Below are 21,274 nucleotides of genomic sequence, written 5' to 3' on the forward strand. Positions count from 1 at the left end.
ATCTTTCCCAGTATAAGCCAAAAGATCTTTTGAAAGAAGACTTTTTCTTTATCATTATCAGCACCCAGGGAGAAGGAGAACCTCCGATTCTTGCAAAGAAATTTTACGATCATCTTCATGAAAATGATCCGGATCTCAGCAACCTGAAGTTCGGTGTTCTGGCACTGGGAGACAGCAGCTATCCTCTGTTTTGTAAAACGGGAGAAGATGTGGATTCACGTCTTGAAGTATTAGGAGCACAGCGGATCATTCCTTTAAAAAAATGTGATGTGGATTATGAGCAGGAATCCCACAGCTGGGCTGAACATATCTTGAGCGTGGTCAGTAAAACAACAGAAAGCGGCCAGAAAAGTACTGCAGCGCCAAAGGTTTCCACCGGAAGAAAAAATACCAGGGAAAAGTTTCATCCATCATTAATCTGAATGACATTGGGTCTGATAAGGAAACCTACCACATCGAAATAGAAACCGAAGAACCCCTTGTCTACAGCCCCGGAGATGCTCTGGGAGTGATGGCTTTCAACCCAAGAACAGAGGTGGATGAAATCATTTCATTGACAGGGATTGATCCACAAAAGCACATTACAACTTCAAAAATTACAGCCAGTGCAGAAGAATTGCTTTATAAGCATTTGAATATCAGTTATCTTCTTAAATCTACAGTCGCTCAATATGCACGGATCACCGGGCAGCATATTCCTGAAGTACGCTTAAGCCTTCTTGATCTGCTGAAGATCTATCCGGTAAAAAATGCTGAAGAATTTGAACAGGTGATCTCTGTTTTAACAGGCCAGTCGCCCCGTCTATATTCCATTTCATCATCTCTGGAAGCGCATGGAGATAGTGAAATTCACATTACCGTAGCCAAATCTGAATTCCTGGTCAGCGATAAAAAGCAAAATGGTCTTTGCAGCGGTTTCCTGGCAGCATTTAATGAAGGAGAAGAACTTGAATTTTACATTCAGGAAGCTAAGCATTTCAGACTTCCGAAACAGGAGAAAGACATCATTATGATTGGGCCCGGAACCGGAATTGCTCCTTTCAGGTCTTTTCTTTACGAACGGGATGCTACCGGAGCAGAAGGAAGAAACTGGCTCTTTTTCGGGGACAGGAACTTTGTCTCAGATTTCCTTTACCAGGCTGAGCTTCAGGACTTCCTGAAAACAGGAACGCTTACCCATCTTGATCTTGCTTTTTCCAGGGATACGGCAGAAAAAGTATATGTACAGCACAAGCTTGAGCAGAAAGCACAGGAAGTATATCACTGGCTGGAAGGAGGAGCATCCTTGTACATATGTGGAGCCAAAGATCCTATGAGCAAAGATGTGGAAAAAACAATTCTGGACATCCTTCAGGACAAGGGAAAACAGACCCTGGAAGAAGCGCAGGAATATCTGGAGGAGCTGGAACTCAGTGGCAGATATGTAAAAGATGTGTATTAAATCATAAACGGATAACAATGACAGATAAAAATAACCTTTCTCCCGTAGAAAGAATAAAAACAGCAAGCAACGGCCTTAGGGGAACCTTGAAGGAAAGCCTTTTGGACGATTTTACCGGAGCCATCCGGGAAGATGACCAGACCCTTATCAAATTTCACGGAATGTACCAGCAGGATGATAGGGACAGACGTGAAGAAAGAGTAAGAAAAAACTGGAATGGCTGTATTCCTATATGATCCGCCTCAGACTTCCGGGAGGTTTTTTGACCCCGGAACAATGGCAGGGTCTCAACGATATTGCAGGCGACCATTCCACGGGAGTGATTAAAATAACCACCCGCCAGACCATCCAGTTGCATGGGATTTTAAAATCACACGTAAAACCTACGATTCAGAGTTTCAATCTTCACCATTTGGATTCTATAGCAGCATGCGGTGATGTAAACCGTAATGTAACGTGTACTTCCAACCCTTCCGAATCACCTCTGCATAAGGAAGCCTTTGAACTGGCAGGAAAGATCAGTGAAATGTGCCTTCCGAAAACCAAAGCCTACTATGATCTGTGGATTGATGACGAGTTAGTTATCAACAGCAAGGAAGAAGAAGACCCTTTGTACCAGGACAGGTACCTGCCGAGAAAACTGAAAATAGGAATTGCAGTTCCTCCCAATAACGATGTAGATGTTTTTATCAACGATATTGGCCTGATTGCGATCATTGAGGATGATAAAATTGTAGGGTATAATATTGCTGCTGGAGGCGGACTTGGTGCTACCCACGGCAACGAAGCTACCTATGCTCGTCTGGCGTCTGTGCTGGGATTTGTGGATACGGAAGAAAAGGTATTGAAAGCTGTATATGAAATCATCACCGTACAGCGTGATTTCGGGAACAGGAGCGACAGAAAACTATCAAGGTTAAAATATACGATTGATAAATTGGGTATTGATGGTTACAGAGCAGAAGTAGAGAAAAGATGCGGCTTCAGCTTTGAACCTGCACGGGACTTTAAATTTGAACAAAGAAAGGACCGTTACGGATGGACGCAGAATCATGAAGGAAAATGGTTTTATACCTTATTTGTAGAGCACGGAAGAGTGCTTGATATAGAAGGATATCCTTTAAAATCAGGGCTTTTGAAAATTGCAGAAACAGGAAAAGTAAATTTCCGGTTTACCTGTAATCAAAACTTAATCCTGTCTGATATTTCAGAAAATGATAAAGCTGAAATTGAAGCTCTTCTGAAGGAATCAGGAATTTCCGGACATACTGATAAAGTAAGTGCCCTTCGTAAAAACTCCGTGGCCTGTGTTGCCCTGAATACCTGTTCACTGGCATTGGCCGAAGCGCAGCGCTATCTGCCGTCTTTGGTCACTAAAATAGAGCCTGTTCTGGAAAAATACGGTCTTCAGAATGAAGACATAACGATCAGGATGACCGGCTGTCCCAACGGCTGCGGAAGATCTCCCAATGCCGAAATCGGATTTGTGGGAACAGCTTACGGAAAATATAACCTCCACATCGGAGGCGACAGGCTGGGAATGCGATTGAACACAAAATTTAAAGAAAACATCGGCGAAGAAGAAATCCTGCAGACGCTTGATGAACTGTTTGGTATTTATTCTGAACAAAGAAATCCCGGAGAAACCTTTGGTGATTTCTCTTATCGCTATTTACAAACCGCAAAATAAAAAATATGATCAACTTTCTTTACAGGCAGGAAATTGGCCGAAAACATGACCGGAATCTTTTAGGAATACGAATGTGTATGTGCTGTTCTTTAAGAGACGACGCATACATCATTTTTAAATCCTAAAATTATATACAAGTGAAATCCATACACCAATATTCTAAACAGAAATTATATTTTATTCCTTTTTTTATCCTTTTCTTCACTGGCTTTTTGCAGGCTCAGCAGCTGATTGAAGTCAGTGGAATCATCAAGCATACAGATACCCAAAAAGGCATCGCCGGAGTACAGATCCAGGTTGAAAAAACTCAGGATACCGCCATAACAGATCAGGATGGGGCCTTTACGTTGAGAACAAGGGTGAAAATCCCTTTCAGAATTGTCATCACCAAAGATGGGTTTGCCGGGCAGACCACTGAAATACTCTCGCTGTCCAATAAAATTTCAGTAGACCTGAATCCTCAGAATACCATTATCAATGAAGTCGTGGTTTCAGCCTCACGTGTTCCTGAGAAAATCCTGAAATCCCCGATTGCGATTGAAAAAATTGATATTAAAACCATCCGCGAAAGCCCTGCCGCCAGCTTCTACGAAACATTGGAAAATGTAAAAGGACTTCAGCTTTTAACCTCAAGTCTTACCTTAAAAGTTCCCAATTCCCGGGGATTCAACTCTCCGAATAACTTCCGATTTATGCAGCTGGTAGATGGAGTAGATGTACAGTCTGCCACACTTGGAGTTCCGCTGGGAAATGCCATTGGGCCTACAGAACTGGATATCCAGTCCATGGAGATTACACCCGGGGCAGCTTCCGCCCTTTACGGAATGAATGCTGTTAATGGGTTGGCCAGCCTTCAGACAAAAGATCCTTTTACCTCAGAAGGAGTAAGCCTGTATTTCAGAGGCGGTGTGAACCATGTCGACAATGTCAGTCATAAAATTGCTGCTTTGGGAGAAAGTGCATTCAGAATTGCGAAGGTTATCAATAAAAACTTTGCGGTAAAAATCAATGGTTCCTATTTCAGTGGGATCGACTGGATTTCGGACAACCGCACAGACCAGAACCCTAACTCACTGATCACCGCCAATCCCAACTTTTCTTTAGCCGATAATCCTGCTGAAGATCTCTGGAATAAATACGGGGACGAAAGAAATAACCGGACTTCTGTAAAAGTGAATTATAATGGAAAGCCAACGACCTTTAATGTTTCCAGGACGGGTTACTATGAAAAAGATCTGATAAGCCCGGAAGTGAAAAATATAAAATTTGATGCCGGATTATATTACCGTTTCGGGGATCAGTGGAGAACTTCCTACGTCTATCGGTACGGTCTGCTGGATGGAACTTTCCAGCGGGGAAACAAGATCCGTTTGCAAAATGCCACCGTTCAGAATCATAAGGTGGAGCTTACAGGTAAAGAATTGACATTCAGATCCTATGTGTCCATAGAAAATACAGGAGACTCCTACAACCTGAAACCTCTGGCAGATAATCTGGACCTTACCAACCTTTCCAATAATAACTGGAAAAATATATTTCAGTCCGCTTTACAGGACAGGCTCAATGCCGGCGTAAACCTGAATGATGCCTTTATTCTCGCCAGACAGGAAGCAGATAAAAACAGAGTCGTGCCCGGGACAGCCGCTTTTGAACAGTTAAAAAATACAATTATTGGCATTAACAACTGGGATTCTGCCAATTCGGGAGTTGCAGGAGCTCCGGCCACCGGAGGGGCAAAGCTTGACCAGAGATCCCGCTTTTACCAGGGAGAAATCACTTACGACTTCAGCAGATTTGTCAAAGTATTCAGCTTGCTGGCCGGAGCAGATTACCGCCTTTACAGCATCACACCGGACGGGAATAATTTTGTGGATTTCGGAAGACCTGTCAGTGAAAGGAATATTCCTTTGCCCGACGGTACTTTCGGAAAAAATGTGATCTATCAGAAATACGGAGCTTTTGCACAGCTTACCAAACTTTTTTCAATGATAAATTAAAAGTGAATCTGGCTTTACGTGCCGACAGAAACCCGGAATTTGAAACCAAGTTCAATCCGCGGATAAGCCTTGTATATTCTCCGGTTAACCAGCATAATTTCAGAATATCTTTCCAGAACGGTTACCGTTTTCCTTCCTTATTTGAAGCTTTGTCTTTTGTCAATAACGGAAATGTAAGAAGAGTAGGAGGTCTCTCTATGGCCAACGAAGGATTGGGTTACCTCGAAAATTCTTACACGCTGGCCTCTATTGATCAGTTTACAGGGGCAGTGAATAAAGATGTGGATGGAGGGCTCAGCCAGAACCAGGCTGCTTTGAAGAACAGAAATCTTTTAGTCGCAGCCAATCTGCCTAAATTACAGCCTGAAAAGGTAAATTCTTTTGAAATTGGATATAAATCAGCCCTTTTTAACAGCAAACTGGTCATCGACTGGGACTTTTATTACAATGTTTACGAAGGCTTCCTTGGACAGGTGGAAGTAGCTGTACCTAAAAATGAAAACATCGGTAGCGATAATGCTGTTTTGGCTATGCTGGATAGAAGCAAGCAGGACCGGTACAGGGTGTACACCAATAGCAATACTATCTACAAGAGCCTGGGAACGTCTTTAGGAATCCGGTATAACCTGGTAAAGAATTATAATGTGAATGTGAATGTATCCTATAATGATCTGATTTCTACCAATACTTCAGATCTTTTTATTACAGCATTCAATACCCCTAAATGGTCTGTGAACCTGAGTGTAGGAAACAGGGAAATTATCAAAAACATTGGTTTTACCATTGCTGCAAGATGGCAGAACAGCTTTTTATGGGAAAGTCCGCTGGCTTCAGGAAACATTCCGGCTTATTATACCATTGATGCTCAGGCAACATGGAGAATCCCAGAAATTAAAGCAAATATAAAGATCGGAGCTACCAATCTGCTGAACCGCAGGTATCTTCAGTATGCAGCAGGCCCGGAGATCGGTGGCCTCTATTATTTAGCGTTTACCTACGATTTAAAACTCTGAGAACCATGAGCAATACCTTATATCCTATATTTTTAAAACTCGATGAACTGTCTGTGCTCATCATTGGGGGCGGAAATGTTGCATTGGAAAAACTGCAGTCGGTTCTGGGAAATTCTCCCGGAGCCCGTATTAAGCTGGTGGCAAGGGAAATTAGTGATCAGGTTAGAGATTTAAAGCAAAATTATCCCAATCTTACCCTCCACGAAAGATCTTATACGGATAATGATTTTAACAGTGCGGATATTGCGATTGTTGCAGTCAATGATATTTTCGTGGCAGAGCAGATCCGGGACAGGGCTCATCAGAATAATACTTTGGTGAATATTGCCGATAAACCTGATCTGTGTGATTTCTACCTCGGCTCAATTGTCCGAAAAGGAGATCTTAAAATTGCAGTTTCTACCAATGGAAAATCCCCGACGATAGCCAAAAGAATCCGTGAAATCCTGACAGAAACCATACCGGATCAGGAAATGGACGGACTTCTGGACAATATGCAGGATATCAGGAACCGCCTGAAAGGAGATTTCACCTATAAAGTGAAAGAGCTGAACAGGCTCACCACAGAATATCTGGGCGAGCAGGAAATCCATCCCGAAGAAACAAAGCTGGAAATGGAAAAACTGATCAATATTACCAAAACAGTACAGCGCAGAGCCAATATCTATCTTGGAATCATTGGTGTTCTGGCACTTGTCGGCATATTGGCATTAATTATCTATCAATTTAATCTGTCGGGAGATATTCAAAACTTTCTCAGTAAAGACGGGTATATTTTTTACTGGATGCTGCTGGCAGGCTTCCTGGCTGAAATCGTTGCCGGATCAATGGGAATGGGCTATGGTGTGATTTGTACAACCATATTACTTTTACTGAATGTTCCGCCCCCTGTGGTAAGTGCAAGCATTCATTCCGCAGAATCATTTACCTCGGCAGCGGGAAGTATCAGCCACTACAAACTGGGGAATGTCAATAAAAAAATGGTGTGGGTTTTATTTCCCGTGGCAGCAGTGGGTGCGTTTATCGGAGCATTTGCGCTGTCGCATTTCGGGGAATATTATGCCCATATTGTAAAGCCGGTTATTGCATGCTATACTCTTTATTTAGGGATCAACATTCTTAGGAATGCGTTTAAAGGAAAAGAAAAACTGGAAAACAGACTTCGTAAAAGAAAGACCAATCTCAGAATATTGGGTCTGGCAGGCGGTTTCATCGATTCTTTTGCCGGAGGAGGATGGGGCCCGTTGGTGACCGGAACCCTGATCAAAGAAGGCAGAACACCGCGGTATGTAGTGGGAAGCTCAACCATGGCCAAATTTTTACTGACCATTGTAAGTGCTGTGACGTTCATTTTTACCATCGGAATTCATCACTGGAATATAGTGCTAGGACTTCTTCTGGGAGGTGTTTTTACCGCTCCTTTTTCAGCCATGTTTGCCTCCCGGCTGCCAGCAAAGAAAATGTTTGCAGTAGTAGGTGTGGTGGTTATTATTATGAGCCTTATTACTATTGTGAAATCATTAACATAAGTGTCTTTCAGCTGCATAAAGTTCAGATTTCATTTCCTGATTACCTGATCCGGGGCTGTATATCAGTTATCGAAATTTTAAATCGGATATAAATTATTGAAAATCAAAATAATATTAGCTTTGTATAAAGCCTGTACAGAATAGTATAGTTTTATTATATTTGAGAAAATCAAAAAGTAAAAATGTTTCTAACAGAATGTCCTAGAGATGCCATGCAGGGTTGGGGTGAATTTATCCCGACCAGTAAAAAAATAGATTACATCAATTCCCTGATGGAAGTTGGTTTCGATGTACTGGACTGTCTGAGTTTTGTTTCCCCGAAAGCAATTCCGCAGATGGCCGACTCTGATGAGGTTGCTGAAAATATTGATAAATCTCTATCCGATACCAAAGTCTCTGCAATCATTGGGAACTATAGAGGTGCCGAAAAAGCATTAAAACATCAGTCCGTAGATATTCTGGGCTTTCCGTTCTCTATTTCGGAAACATTTCAGCACAGGAACACCAACAAAAGCCAGGAAGAAGCGTTTGCAGAAATCATAAGAATGCTTGAACTGGTTAAAAGCGAAGGAAAACAGCTGAATATTTATTTTTCCATGGCTTTCGGAAATCCTTACGGAGAAATGTGGAAATGGGAAGATGTGGATTTCTGGGCAAAACGGTTTTCAGAAATAGGAATTAAAGACATTCTGCTTTCCGATACTACAGGCGTTGCCACTCCTGAGACCATCGCACTTTTATTTGAAAAAATTCCGGCAAAATATCCGGAGATCAACTTTGGAGGGCATTTTCATAACCGTTACGAAGATTCTTATTCAAAGCTGAAAGCAGCGTATGATCAAGGTTGCAGAAGATTCGACAGTGCCATTAAAGGAATCGGCGGATGTCCGATGGCAAAAGATGATCTTGTAGGAAATATGCCGACGGAACAGGTCATCAATTTTATGAGCGTAGAAAAAGCTGCCCATAAACTGAACCTGCTGAATTTTGAAAGCTCTTACAATAAAGCAAAGGATATTTTTCATTTTTAATGATTCAAGGTCCACAGATTTCCCTGATATTATAAAATCATCTACTTATCTGTGCAATCCGTGAAATCTGTGAGAAAAAATCAATAAGAGCGGGTTTTAACCCGCTCTGTTATATTAAAAGATTCAATCCGGCTTTAGCCAAAACCTATTTTACCATTAATTCCAAAATCAATAAAATATGTCACCCATCATTTCATCATCAGAATTAAAAGATATTTTCCAGAATCCTAACCTCATCATTCTTGATGCCAGAGCGGGAAAAAATATGTATCAAGCCTACCTTGAAAAGCACATTAAAGGTGCCTGGTTCATAGATTTGGATAAAGATCTTGCCGAGATAGGAGACGACGCTGCCTTTGGAGGAAGGCATCCTCTTCCGGAAATTGAAAAATTTGCAGAAACACTGGCCGGATTGGGCATTTCCGAAAATTCGCATGTGGTAATCTATGATGATAAGAATGGAGCTAATGCCGCAGCAAGAGCCTGGTGGATGCTGAGATCATTCGGACTGCAGAATGTTCAGGTTTTGGATGGCGGAATTCAGTCTGCAGAAAAAGAAGGACTGGAATTTTCATCCGGTGAAGAGACTTTTGAAAAATCAGATGTAATAAAAAAAGAAAACTGGCTTCTTCCTTTAAAGAGCTTGGAAGGTGTTGAAAATGAATTGATAAACCATTCGTCAACCGTTGTAGATGTAAGGGATGCTTACCGTTACAGAGGAGAATCTGAGCCGATTGATCTGGTGGCCGGCCATATCCCGGGAGCCATCAATATTCCTTTTTCAGAAAATCTGGACGAAAACGGAAATTTCCTGAAACCCGAAGTTTTAAAAGAAAAATATACACAGATTTTAAAAGATAAACCTCAGCATCTGATCATCCATTGCGGATCAGGCGTTACTGCCTGCCATACTATTTTAGCGCTGGATTATGCAGGTTTACCGATTCCGGATCTGTATGTAGGCTCATGGAGTGAATGGAGCAGGAGAGAAGGAAAAGAAATTGCAAAGGAGAGTTAAAAGACAGGAAGTTATTTAAGTATAATTTCCAATCAATATTCTCTCTTAAAAACAGAAATATTTTAAGATTATAGAACAGAAAAATCCGTCTCAGTCGTGAGACGGATTATTTTTTGATTACTGCAGAAACTGGGCGTTTCAGAAGCTCAATTTTATAAATCAATAGACTTTGAAAAGAAAGATTTAATACAATGTTGAAGCTAATTGGGTAAAAAGGTCTAAACCATTGATTACATGAAGCTAAAAGTTCACTTTAAAACATCGAGCCAGGCACTTCAAAAGCAATTTTTAATGAATCGTAGTTTTACTACAATTATGCAGATTTTAATAGAATTATATATTTAGCGTTCAATTTTTTATCTAACTTAGGTGACATAATATAAAAACACACCCAAAATATTATGAAAAACACCTCAAATTCTAATAAGATTTCAGAAAACCATATTTCGGGTATTAACCGTGTGGTCAAACTGGAAATTGTGATTGAGGGCAAGGTTGTCAATCACTTTAAACACTTTCGTTTACAGCAGAGTGCAAGAAAGCACCATGATTTTGAACTGGTATTGGCTCATGACTCTTTAGGGGAAGCACAAAATCACAACCTTGAACAAGCCCAGAAGTTTTTAGGGAAAAGAATTACCATTGTTTTTAAATATAAAGATGCTGAAGATGACAGCCCTGAAAGAACATTTGTGGGTCTTATTACCAAAGTAGCATTCAGTCAGGAAAAAATGAGCCTGGGAAATATTATCTTAAAAGGAAAAAGTCCTACCATCCTGATGGATTCTGCGCCACATACCCAAAGTTTCGGGGGAGGGCAGGAAGTGAATACAAACATTATTGCCAACCGTATTATCAATGAGACATTAGGGTCAAATAAATTTGATTTCAGGATAGATACCCAGAACAAAAGCTATATCAGTTACAGCTCACAATACAACGAAACCCATTACAATTACCTTACAAGAATTGCGGAGGCCTACGGAGAACAGTTTTATTATGATGGAGAAATCCTTCATTTCGGAAAGCTACCGGCTTCTGAGAAACCTATCCAGCTGGTGTATGGAAGCAATGTAACTGATGTGAATGTTGAGCTGAAGGCCGTTCACACCAAACCGGAATACTTTGGCTATAACAGCAGCAGCCATACTAAAATGGTTGGTGCTGATGATCCAGTAAAACATGTAGGAGAATTGTCTTCCAAAGCTTATCAGCTAAATGATACTATTTTTACTACCCGATCACTGACTCCTACTCCCATTAATGCCAATATGTTCCGCGATGTGGATGATTCCCAGAAGAGTGCAAGGGGAAGTAAGGCAGTAGAGGTTTTTACCGTTACGGGACATACAACAGTTCCATTCCTGTATATCGGCTGTGTTGCAGATTTGGCTATGAGAAAGACGGACAGCAACGAAACCTCACATTTTACAACCCTTATGATTACAGAGGTAAGTCATGAAGTTAATGCAAGAGGATATTATACAGGAAGTTTTGAAGCTATTGCTGAAGGCACCGGGTTTATGCCAAAACCTGATTTTGAAATGCCCAAAGCCGAACCACAGGTCGCCACTGTTATATCCAATGTGGATCCGTTGAATCAGGGCAGAATACAGGTCCGGTTTGACTGGCAGTTAAATGATACTACCCACTTTATCAGAATGATGAGCCCAGATGCAGGAGGTACTGATGCCGTTACCCAAAACCGGGGTTTTGTTGCCATTCCTGAAATTGGCGATCAGGTGATGGTAGGATTTGAATACCACAACCCCGATTTTCCATTTGCAATGGGAGGAATGTTTCATGGCCAGGTAGGCCTGGGCGGAGGTGTAGACAATCATCTGAAATCCATACAGACCAGAAGCGGTATTAAAGTTTTAATGAATGATGCAGAAAAAAGTGTGACCATTAAAGATCCAAGTGGGAATACCTATTTTATGGATGGGCAGGGGAACATTCATGTTACGGCGCCGAAGAATATGACCTTTACAGCAGGTGAAGATATGCATATTTCTGTGGGAAGGAATATGACCACCAAAATTGGGCAGGACAGCACTCTGCATATTGGAAATGATCATACTGAATCTATTACAAAAAGATATATACAAACTTCTGAAAATAAAATAGTTACTGTTAAACAGGATCAGACGGAAAGCACAGGTAATAAGTTTAAAAGCACTTCCGGGGAAGCCGATATACAGACCTCTAAAGGTGATTTAAAACTGAGAGGAACATCATTGGCCGTATTCCAGGGAGGAAAAGACGTTAAAGTAAGTAAAGGCTAAATCTAATAAGATTCCAGCCTTGCAATTGAATCCAATCCAAAAAACTAACACATGGCAGATCCAAATACTTCAGCGCACGATCAAAAGCTTAACCAAAAAAGAATAGAGCAGCAAAAGAAATCCAGCGAAGATTCTCCTGTAGAAAAAAGAGAACAGGTAATGCATGGAGCAAAGCTGAAATGCCCCTATGCTCAGGCACCCGGAGATCTGAAGGTGACCTCTAACGAAATAAACCTCCAGGATCAGCCATTTGCAACAATAGGTGATGGTAATAACATGGTGAACCTTCAGTTTAAAGGAACCTGCGGGCATCCAAAATGGCCTGCAAGAAATATGTCTCCCCCACCATGTATGAGCGTTATAAAATTAAGCCCCTGGCAAAATCCGGGAACCTCTATTATACAGGAACAAAAGGTTTTGGTAAAAGAATCTTTTATCACTTGCGATCCTGAATTTAATTCTGCCTCTCCGTCGCCGATACCGAAGGTGGATAGGATTTTAACACCGGAAGATAATATTTATACGGTTTCAGTTTATTATAATGATGTAAAAATTGATCCCGAGTCTTTTGTTTTTATTTCGCCAGAGCCCGCAATGCCTAAAATAAGAATTGAAGTCTATATAGGAAAGGATTGTATACATAAAAGTTTGAGATTTAGATTAAAGACGGAATTTAAGTTTAAAGCAAGTGCCACACTCTATGACAGAAATGATGTTGATTATTTTCCGGCAAAGTCTGATGGTGGGCCTGCATTTATGATTGCCAATAAAGGAAAAACCAAATGGGATGTTGACTTCCGGGGACTATTTAGAGGAGGAACTGCTACTGTAGAAGTATGGAATGAAGCAAAAACTTCGATGGTAAGTAGTTTTCAATTTTATATAAGAGGAAAAAATCCTACTAAGGAGGTAGTAAAAAAATATTTTACGGATAAAGGATACTTATCTAAATACTGGTTTATCTATAAAATGGCAGTCAGTGAATCCGGAAGTGAGGGTATTCCATTAATGAAACAATTTTGGGATCCTGAATTTGTGGGGAAAGGAAAAAATAGAAAAGAAGCAGTATATGGACCTTCCGGAAGAAATTCTGAAAGTAAAGGTATTCCCAACTATGGTTATCCTGATGGATGGGGAATATGCCAAATAGATTTTAAATATGAGAAAAATAACTTAAGTACAACATCTGCAGAAACAAAAAAAGCACTTGAAAATCCTGATTATATCTGGAATTGGAAGGAAAATATTGCAGTGAAAATGAATATAAAATTACCGGAAAAAATACGGGCTGCAGTTAATCATATTCGTCGTCTTTTAAAAAATACCAAACAATTAAAATCATATTCGATTAAGGAAGGAGATTTAACCTATAAAACATGTCCGAGCACGGTCCCGGAATTGCAACAGTTTAGTGGATATTTACCGGACACCTCTACAAACCAGAACGAAAAATCAATATTGGATGCAGAAATAATTAAATTATACAATGGCGGTCATTACATTGTTGGGGTTTCTAAAGATGGAACGTTAAGTATAGAACGAAAAAATAGTTTGGATTTTAATTATAACGAAAGAATAGGAAAAATCAACGAATAATTTTTATGAAAACACATAATTTAATAATGTTCCTTTCTTTAATATTTTTTATAAATATTAATTGTTCATGTAAAGATGCACACACTAATCTTCCAGCCAATAATATTAAGGTTAGAAAGAAAAAAGCATCAGATTCTTTCACGTTTATTATTCCTTTAAATTACAATAATAAAGAATATTCTATCCAATTGGTATGTGAAAGAGATAGTATTTATGCAAATGTATCAAGCATTACAAGTAATCTTCCTTTACCGAAAGAATTTTATGCAATATTACAGGGCAATTTTGATTCTGCATCTGGATTGATTAATTCTGATTATAAATCTGCTTACGAAAATTATAAAAATTTGAAATTTAAGAGGACGGATTTTGTAGAATACGAGAAAAAATATATTAGAGAATTTCCGTCTAAACTTTTATATGTTTTAGATGTTGATCAAGATGGGTATGAAGATATTTTACTTCTTGATCTTCAAAACAGTATGCAGGATAAAGATGTGTACGTTATGTTCAAAGGAAGCAATAATGGAATTTCACTTGAAGAAAATTTTTTCAATAAAGCCGCATTCTATGGATGGGACAAAACAGGGAAATATCTCATAACAGGAGTGAGCGATACTAAAGAAAGAAAACTTTACAAAAATAAAGTTGTTGGAGGCCAGCTAAAGACTGTTGATCAATGTACAGAATATGCAGTATCAGATAAACTTTGCTGGTAAAGATGGTAAGGAAATTTATTAAAGATCTGGAAACAAAATATAAGAACTCAAATGATTTTTACTAATCGGCTCAAAATAAAACGTCATGAGTGAAGTACAACAAAAAGATGATTATGCTGCAAACCCCAATCAAAAATCTTTTGATATGCCCCATCAGGTAGATCATGAAGTGAATGTGGTGAAAATATACTTTGCGAAGCAGGTTCCTAAAATGACCTGGGAAAAGAAAGAAGAAACTTATCCTGTAAAAAGTGGCGGGCTGGTGTCTGACGTAAAAAAGAAGTATGAAAAAAAGGAAGAAGAAACATCCAGGCCGATAAAGAAGATTCTGTAAAATTAAAAGCAAAAGATGAGGTGAAAATTACCTGGGAAGAGGAAGTGCAGGCGAAAAAAGCTGATGGAAGCCCGGATTTTGATTTTGAAAGAATAAACAGTACCACCATTAAAAAGAAAGTATGGGTGGTAGCCAATTGTCAAGGCGAAAGCGGAAAACTCTCTGTTGAGATCCATGAAAATAAATTGAAAAATGCAGAAAACATCTATGAAAATCCTGTCAAGTTTTTGGATGGTGAAGAAGAGAAAAGTAAAATAGAATTTACGATCAACGGAAAGCTGGAATATGCAAAAGAAATAACGATGCGTCCCAAAAGTGACGAAGATTTAAAAAAACTGATAGATAAATTTAATAAAAGAGATGACAGGAATGCCTTCCTGTATTTCAAAGCTGAAGTAACAGGGACAGAAGATGAAGTGAAGTTTCCTGATGAAACACATGAGTTTTTAAATAAGGACAATGAAAGGTTTGAGATCAGATACTGTAATTGTGGAAGTAATTATGATATTACCTGTACCCGATACAGCAAAAGATACGGACCTGCCTACTGGGGATCGAAAAAACTTGAAAATTATGCCGATTGGGATACGTTAATTGCAGACAATAAAATTACTACTGAAGAAAAGGCTATCCTGGTAGGAATGTCTGAAAATGAAGGTAAATTAGATTCTGTGCAGTCCTATGACTGGGATCTCTCCGGTGAACAGATGATACTGACTGCCGGAGCCATGCAGAAAACAGTGGATCATACCGGAACAGGTGAATTCACAACGCAAGTTGAAGAATTTAAAGCTCAGTATCCTGAAAAATATGAAGAGTTATTTGTATCATGCGGATGGACGGTTGAGTCCGGGGTTCTGTATTATAAAGACCCATCAGATTCCAAAGCAGAAAAAATTACAGGAAATACATTATCAAACAAAATCAGGGAAAACTGTAAAGAATCCCTGTTTGGAAAAACAGTGGAGTGTAAACCTCTGCAGCCCATTGTAAATGCTGTTATTGACAAAACATTTCAGGAAAAACAGGTATTGGATTTTATCAAGAGATTAAAAGAGGTAGTACTTCCTTTAACTCCTACAGGCTATTCATATAAATTGTCAGACTATTTAAAATCAAAATTAGGTAAAGCCACCGTACTGGATCATCATATTAACAGGCCGGGATTTGTAAAAGACGATTTCGGAGCTGCACTAGGTCGGTTTTTTGCCAAAAAAGATGCGGATACGGCCAAACAAAATAAAACTAAAAAAGAAGGCGAAAAATTAGAAAAACTATCAAGAAATCCTGGTGACTGGGGGAGATGCACGGTAAATATGAGCAGGAAATTCTTGATGATTATGGTAATGCAAGAAGAGGTACCGATATGGATAAACGGTATGAAAAAATGAAAAAAAATTCGAATCTGTCATGAAAAAAATTACATCTATCGTAATGATTTTAATCATTTGTATTACGTGCGGAAACACTGCTTCGCACCGGAATCATTACGTTCAGAATAAAAAGATAAAGAAAGATACCATTATAACTTTAAATGATACTTTATCATTATACTATGCTTCCTACAACAACGATACTAAACTGTGGTATAATCTCTATATCGTTAAGAAAAAGAAGCGTATAAAAGTCAGTAAAGGAAGTGAATATAAAGGCACCGGAAGTGAGCTCTTTTCCAAGTTATCACCTAATGCCAATTATGTCGTTGTAGATGCTGTCATCAAAGATTATGTGCATGAGAGTGATAAAGATAGCACTCTGCATGAAAACTACACCTGTGCCATTATCGATCTGAAAAAGGTAAAAATAGTCAAACAGATGCAGCAGGACTGTGATGGATCATGGAACAAAAAAAGCCAGTGGGTTTCCTCCGGTGGTAAAGTAGTTTTTAAATAAAAATAGTGCGTGAAAAATCATGGAGCCGGTATTTCCCATAGACGTTAAATTAAACCTTCACGAAGGGAAAAAATTTTACCGCTATACCTATAACGAATATACAACGGTTAATGGACAAACTCACAGAAGCGAGCTCAACAAAAATTTTCATGTTACGCTAAAGCTTTTAGAACAAGAAAGATTTGAATACCATATTGAAATTTTTGACAGGGTTCACCGGGATAAGGAACTTTCACTGTCCGAAAAAGATTTTTTAGACAAAATTGCAGCGATCAATAATGATGTAGTGCTTATAACAGATGAATATGGCAGATTAAAAAGCTTACAGGGACTGTCGGTTCTTCAGGATAAAGTAGAAAAAACGGTAGAAAAGCTTTCCCGATCCTTTGTCGGTAAACAGGCAGAAGATCTTTATCGGTTTTTAAAGGAATTTTACCGGAAGGAAAAATTAGTCTGTACCGATTTTTTAAAAAATAATCATTTTGGAATGATCCTCCATAAATTTTATGGAAGGTATGAGAAGGAAAATGAGGTAAAGCATACGGTACGCTACCGTAATTTTATGACCAATACGGTAATAGATATAGACGAGAGTATACAGACCGAGGCAATGCGCTGCGATGATGAATTATTACTATTACAGTATACAGGCCATATCCCTTCAGATAGGAACTGGGAAATGTTTTATGGAGAAATGCAAAGAAAGGAAATTGCTTACCATGAGGAAACGGATGTACCAAAACTCGATAAATATAAAGGACAGATGTTATTGGATTTTGAAACCAAACAGGTTCTGGAGCATAAACTTACCATAGAATTTTCCCTTGGAGAAAACTATCAAAAGAAAATCATCTATCATATAAAAGAAATAAGTCATGAAGAGCTTTAAAAAATAAGATGAACTGAAGAAATGCAGTATCGGTTAGATCAAAATAAAATTGCGATAATTCTCGTCAGGAAATAGCAAAAACACCCATATTAAAAAAGAAAAATCTTAAGATGGCAACACGTATTACCATAACAGATTCCGGACAAACCCAAACCTTAAATAGTCCGTTGGCTCCGGATACTCCCGATGACTCATTACAGCGCATCAGTGACGTTTATTTTGCCAAAAAAGTGACAACAGACAATGGAACAAGAGTAAGTTTCACAAAGATTGATTCTGCCCACGTACAGCGGGATCACCAGAATCAGGAAATTCCCTACGATTCCATATTGGGAAAAACAGTATATCTGATCATAGAAACCAGCAATATGGCTACTTTAAGTATAGATGCTGTGATAAGGCCTTCCGCCAATACCATGACAGAAAATACGGATACATTACAGCTCATGCGTTTTGTATCTCCAGACCGGTATGAAGCACAGAGGCTGTTTACCGTACAGGTAGGAAATTTTGATGCCCTGAATAATAAAGACGGCAGCCATGCCCATTATACTAATTTGCAGGCCGATCATATCAATAAAGCTATTATTAAACTGCAACTCAGACCTGATGGAAGAGCTGTTTTTGATGAATGGACCAGAAGACTGGCAGAGGGCAGTATTAATTTGGAAGTGGCAGTAGAAAGAACAGACAATAATCCCTGCGCCTATAAAGATGAACAGCAGGAAGTAAACGGAGCCGGTATTTTCTTAAATGATGATACTGCAAGGTTCAGGGTGGTCAGTAAAAATATTTATAACATTCATCATGGCAGTAATACCTACAATACTTTAGCCGTGATCAGTACAAATCCGGAAAGAAGAAGGATTCAGAAAGTGTTGAATAACCATTCTACCGAAGTTGTTTTTTTCTACTATGACCAGAATGATAATGAACACAGGATCTGTTCCAGAGTTAAAGAAACTGTGACCAGAAAACGAAGAGTCAATACCATTCCACCGCTTGCCCAGAGAGGAACTCTTTTACAAACAATAGATTACACGGCAAACAGAGCCGCCGGGGAAAATATTGATGCCCATCAGCTACTAGTGTATTCCAACGGAACTCTCGGTGACGGGGCAACCGACAAATGGTATGCTAACCAGCAGGGAAATGTAGAACTGGTGAATATGGATATTTTAGGGAATGCAGGAGTGGGACCACAGATTTTTGAAGCATTTAATTATAACCAAAACGGAGTCATTATCCGTTATGGATTCCAGCATACGAGAAGAAGAAGCATTCAGCCGGATTTATTTGCCGGTTTTCTGGGATCATTAGCCCAATTCAGGCAGGAAGGACACAATCATTATATTGTTTCCCAGGGGTTTTCTTATTCTGACGCATCGTGTTACCCCAGTGCAGAGCACGTTAATGGGGAAGCAGGGGATCTGAATTTACTGACCACCCAGCAGGATGGAGTCAATACGATCCTTACGGCAGCGAATTTCGATTATGATAACGCAGTCATTCTCCGAAACATTCTCTATGATTTTGGATTTTTATTGGGACGCTCAGAGAATTTTTCCAATACCGCAAATGCCAGTACTGCAGACAATGCTAGTACACGGTTACCTCATACAACCCATACAGCCACTCCGAGACATAATAATCATTTGCATGTTCACGGTTTCGCTCAAATACCAGATATATATGCGTAACATTAACAGAGCCTGTTTTTTTGCCTTATTTTTCATTCTTTCTTGTATGAGCAAATCTCAGGTAGGAAATGAAAAAGGAATAAAGACAGAAGCATATTCGGCAGAAAAAGAATCGCTTTTTAATACCAGTAAAGCTGATTGTATAACACTGCCATTCGGCTACGACAATATTTCAAAGCTTACGACTGTTGAATCAGTTTTGTCTGCAATACAGGATGAAAATAAGCTGAAAGAAATTGAATCATTGAAATTTGATAAGGATATAAAAAAAGACCTTTTATTGCTTCCTGAAGAATACAATGCTTTCCTGCCTTTTGATAAAAATGTTAATGAAAAATTCGACCGGATCAAAATTGCAACTGACTATTTGTGTTACGGAGAATATTCATTGTACTTTATTGGTGTATTGAATACCGTTCGTTATGCCGAACCCTATATGGAAAAGATCTATCTGGTTTCAATGAAGAATGATCACCTGATTGATATGAAAAGAATATACCTGAATCATCAGGGGGAAATGGGATTTGCCAATTATACCTTGTTTAACATAGATAAAAATTATATCATCACCCTGCAGGACTATGAATTTACCGAAAGTCCTTTTAAACTAAAGCCTTTAAATAAGTACCAGATTCTTCCCTCCGGAAAATTTTCCGGATATTATGATCATGACGGCTCTTATAAAAATGAAGAAGAACAGGGCATCGTGAAAAATCATAAAAAAGAAGGGAAATGGGTAGAATTTAAGTCAAATGATCATATAGATTTAAAAAAATACCCTGAATTTACAGATTCATACACTTATCTGGAAGCTGAATATAAAAACGGTTTACCCGTTGGAAAATGGAAATTTTATAAATTATTGCAGGAATATAATGACGAGACAGGTGAACCAATGATAGAGACGAGGAAAAAAGGCAAATTAATATATACTGAGATCTACAAAGACGGAGTCGTGGAAAAACGAGAATTTTATTAAAGATAAAACTTGTTTTTCTTAGGTCAATAAAAAAGGCTCAGATTATACATCCAAGCCATTATTTTATAATTACCAGATTTAAAATAAGGATATTATTTCTTCAGGTTTTTACAACTTAAAGCATTCCCAACTCAAACTTCGCTTCTTCGCTCATCATATCCTTGTTCCAGCTAGGCTCGAAAGTAAGCTCTAAATCTACACTTTTTACGCCTTCCACATCTCCCACCTTATCCTTTACCTCCTGTGGCAGGGATTCTGCAACCGGACAGTTCGGGGTAGTAAGGGTCATTATAATTTTTACATCGCCGTCTTCGGAGATCTGTACATCATAGATAAGGCCTAATTCGTAAATGTCAACCGGAATTTCCGGGTCGTAAACGGATTTTAAAACCTTGATGATTTCCTCACCAATGTCAGCAATTTGATCGTCTGTAAATTTCATTTTTTAATCTAGATTGATATTCCTTTTCAACAAATCTTCCTGACGCATACGTCGGAAAACATTTGCCAAAGTTAAGACATCTTTTTCACAATAGTCAACTATTCGCTGCAAGTCTTTTTCTATGTAGTAGATTGATGAAACCATTGAGCCGTCTATATCATCTTTGGGAGTAGGAATTCCGAACACATGAGCCAGCAATTCAAGGGAAACAAAACTTTTATAATCCCCGAATTTCCAAAGCTCCATGGTATCAATATGGGGAATCTCCCAAGGCTTTTTCCCGAACATCTGGAACGGGATGGGAGGTTGAATTCCATTGATCAGATATCTTCTTGCGATCCATGGGAAATCAAATTCCTTCCCGTTGTGGGCGCAAAGGATTACATTATTCAGTCTCGGGCTGTTGAAAATTTCTCCAAATTCCTGAAGTATTTTTTCTCATCGTGACCGGAAAAGCTCTTGATTTTTAAAGTTTCATTCTTTTCTACCATTCCGATCGTGATGCAGATGATCTTTCCGAACTCGGCCATGATGCCTGCCCGGTCATAAAATTCTTCAGCAGTTACATCTTCTTTTCGTTGAAACCTTGTTTTCTTGTCCCAGAGTTTCTGTTCGGCTTCAGGCAGTTCGTTCCAGGATCCTGAACCCGGAACTGTTTCAATATCAAGAAATAAGATCTTTTCTAGTGGAATGTGCTGTATCATATGTGTTGGTGTTT

17 protein-coding genes and 2 pseudogenes are annotated in these 21,274 nt (G+C 39.1%); 17 read left to right on the forward strand and 2 right to left on the reverse strand.

All coding sequences use genetic code 11. The features are described from left to right. Positions 1 to 29 precede the first annotated feature (29 nt). From N4G44_RS02560 to N4G44_RS02640, 17 genes and pseudogenes are all read left to right on the forward strand, one after another. A complete protein-coding gene (locus N4G44_RS02560) occupies positions 30 to 422 on the forward strand; it encodes a flavodoxin domain-containing protein (protein WP_474924491.1) in 393 nt (130 codons plus the stop codon). A gap of 5 nt (positions 423 to 427) precedes the next feature. Then, positions 428 to 1,441, forward strand: a complete 1,014-nt coding sequence (locus N4G44_RS02565; protein ID WP_474925035.1) for a diflavin oxidoreductase — start codon at positions 428 to 430, stop codon at positions 1,439 to 1,441. Between the two features lie 17 nt (positions 1,442 to 1,458). Then, positions 1,459 to 3,131: pseudogene (gene cysI, locus N4G44_RS02570) on the forward strand (assimilatory sulfite reductase (NADPH) hemoprotein subunit). Between the two features lie 137 nt (positions 3,132 to 3,268). Beyond that, a complete protein-coding gene (locus N4G44_RS02575) occupies positions 3,269 to 5,128 on the forward strand; it encodes a TonB-dependent receptor plug domain-containing protein (protein ID WP_474924492.1) in 1,860 nt (619 codons plus the stop codon). A 2-nt stretch (positions 5,129 to 5,130) separates the two neighbouring features. Then, entirely contained in the window at positions 5,131 to 6,141 is a 1,011-nt protein-coding gene (locus tag N4G44_RS02580) for a TonB-dependent receptor domain-containing protein (protein ID WP_474924493.1), read from the forward strand. A gap of 5 nt (positions 6,142 to 6,146) precedes the next feature. Beyond that, entirely contained in the window at positions 6,147 to 7,670 is a 1,524-nt protein-coding gene (locus N4G44_RS02585; protein WP_474924494.1) for a TSUP family transporter, read from the forward strand. A 182-nt stretch (positions 7,671 to 7,852) separates the two neighbouring features. Continuing rightward, positions 7,853 to 8,701 carry a hydroxymethylglutaryl-CoA lyase gene (locus N4G44_RS02590; protein ID WP_474924495.1) on the forward strand — a complete coding sequence of 283 codons (849 nt, stop codon included), beginning with the start codon at positions 7,853 to 7,855 and terminating at the stop codon, positions 8,699 to 8,701. A 178-nt stretch (positions 8,702 to 8,879) separates the two neighbouring features. Continuing rightward, the gene (locus N4G44_RS02595) at positions 8,880 to 9,719 is read left to right on the forward strand and encodes a sulfurtransferase (RefSeq protein WP_474924496.1); all 840 of its coding nucleotides are present in this window, start codon (positions 8,880 to 8,882) and stop codon (positions 9,717 to 9,719) included. 401 nt (positions 9,720 to 10,120) lie between these two features. Continuing rightward, positions 10,121 to 12,004 (forward strand): type VI secretion system Vgr family protein, encoded by a 1,884-nt coding sequence (locus N4G44_RS02600; protein ID WP_474924497.1) that lies wholly within the window; start codon positions 10,121 to 10,123, stop codon positions 12,002 to 12,004. Between the two features lie 159 nt (positions 12,005 to 12,163). Beyond that, positions 12,164 to 13,600, forward strand: a complete 1,437-nt coding sequence (locus tag N4G44_RS02605) for a DUF4280 domain-containing protein (protein WP_474924498.1) — start codon at positions 12,164 to 12,166, stop codon at positions 13,598 to 13,600. A gap of 5 nt (positions 13,601 to 13,605) precedes the next feature. Further along, positions 13,606 to 14,319, forward strand: a complete 714-nt coding sequence (locus N4G44_RS02610) for a hypothetical protein (protein ID WP_474924499.1) — start codon at positions 13,606 to 13,608, stop codon at positions 14,317 to 14,319. A gap of 85 nt (positions 14,320 to 14,404) precedes the next feature. Further along, entirely contained in the window at positions 14,405 to 14,653 is a 249-nt protein-coding gene (locus tag N4G44_RS02615) for a hypothetical protein (protein ID WP_474924500.1), read from the forward strand. A gap of 20 nt (positions 14,654 to 14,673) precedes the next feature. Then, a complete protein-coding gene (locus N4G44_RS02620) occupies positions 14,674 to 16,044 on the forward strand; it encodes a hypothetical protein (protein WP_474924501.1) in 1,371 nt (456 codons plus the stop codon). A gap of 19 nt (positions 16,045 to 16,063) precedes the next feature. Continuing rightward, a complete protein-coding gene (locus N4G44_RS02625) occupies positions 16,064 to 16,546 on the forward strand; it encodes a hypothetical protein (protein WP_474924502.1) in 483 nt (160 codons plus the stop codon). Positions 16,547 to 16,565: 19 nt separating this feature from the next. Then, positions 16,566 to 17,435, forward strand: coding sequence for a hypothetical protein (locus N4G44_RS02630; RefSeq protein ID WP_474924503.1), 870 nt, complete (start codon positions 16,566 to 16,568; stop codon positions 17,433 to 17,435). Positions 17,436 to 17,545: 110 nt separating this feature from the next. Then, the gene (locus N4G44_RS02635) at positions 17,546 to 19,135 is read left to right on the forward strand and encodes a hypothetical protein (RefSeq protein ID WP_474924504.1); all 1,590 of its coding nucleotides are present in this window, start codon (positions 17,546 to 17,548) and stop codon (positions 19,133 to 19,135) included. Between the two features lie 46 nt (positions 19,136 to 19,181). After that, positions 19,182 to 20,114 (forward strand): hypothetical protein, encoded by a 933-nt coding sequence (locus tag N4G44_RS02640; protein ID WP_474924505.1) that lies wholly within the window; start codon positions 19,182 to 19,184, stop codon positions 20,112 to 20,114. Between the two features lie 115 nt (positions 20,115 to 20,229). On the opposite strand, the gene N4G44_RS02645 is transcribed toward N4G44_RS02640, so the two are convergent. After that, on the reverse strand, positions 20,230 to 20,556 hold the full coding sequence (locus tag N4G44_RS02645) for an SUF system Fe-S cluster assembly protein (protein WP_048501455.1): 327 nt from the start codon (positions 20,554 to 20,556) through the stop codon (positions 20,230 to 20,232). Between the two features lie 3 nt (positions 20,557 to 20,559). Continuing rightward, positions 20,560 to 21,260 (reverse strand): annotated as a pseudogene (locus N4G44_RS02650) (3'-5' exonuclease). Between the last annotated feature and the right edge of the window lie 14 nt (positions 21,261 to 21,274).

This window comes from Chryseobacterium sp. GTID13 (assembly GCF_056172655.1).

Bases quoted from the DNA above. Each gene is read 5' to 3' on its own strand.
- N4G44_RS02585 (WP_474924494.1), top strand. From the start codon at position 6,147: ATGAGCAATACCTTATATCCTATATTTTTAAAACTCGATGAACTGTCT.
- N4G44_RS02590 (WP_474924495.1), top strand. From the start codon at position 7,853: ATGTTTCTAACAGAATGTCCTAGAGATGCCATGCAGGGTTGGGGTGAA.
- N4G44_RS02595 (WP_474924496.1), top strand. From the start codon at position 8,880: ATGTCACCCATCATTTCATCATCAGAATTAAAAGATATTTTCCAGAAT.
- N4G44_RS02600 (WP_474924497.1), top strand. From the start codon at position 10,121: ATGAAAAACACCTCAAATTCTAATAAGATTTCAGAAAACCATATTTCG.
- N4G44_RS02605 (WP_474924498.1), top strand. From the start codon at position 12,164: ATGCATGGAGCAAAGCTGAAATGCCCCTATGCTCAGGCACCCGGAGAT.
- N4G44_RS02610 (WP_474924499.1), top strand. From the start codon at position 13,606: ATGAAAACACATAATTTAATAATGTTCCTTTCTTTAATATTTTTTATA.
- N4G44_RS02615 (WP_474924500.1), top strand. From the start codon at position 14,405: ATGAGTGAAGTACAACAAAAAGATGATTATGCTGCAAACCCCAATCAA.
- N4G44_RS02625 (WP_474924502.1), top strand. From the start codon at position 16,064: ATGAAAAAAATTACATCTATCGTAATGATTTTAATCATTTGTATTACG.
- N4G44_RS02630 (WP_474924503.1), top strand. From the start codon at position 16,566: ATGGAGCCGGTATTTCCCATAGACGTTAAATTAAACCTTCACGAAGGG.
- N4G44_RS02635 (WP_474924504.1), top strand. From the start codon at position 17,546: ATGGCAACACGTATTACCATAACAGATTCCGGACAAACCCAAACCTTA.
- N4G44_RS02640 (WP_474924505.1), top strand. From the start codon at position 19,182: ATGAGCAAATCTCAGGTAGGAAATGAAAAAGGAATAAAGACAGAAGCA.
- N4G44_RS02645 (WP_048501455.1), bottom strand. From the start codon at position 20,556: ATGAAATTTACAGACGATCAAATTGCTGACATTGGTGAGGAAATCATC.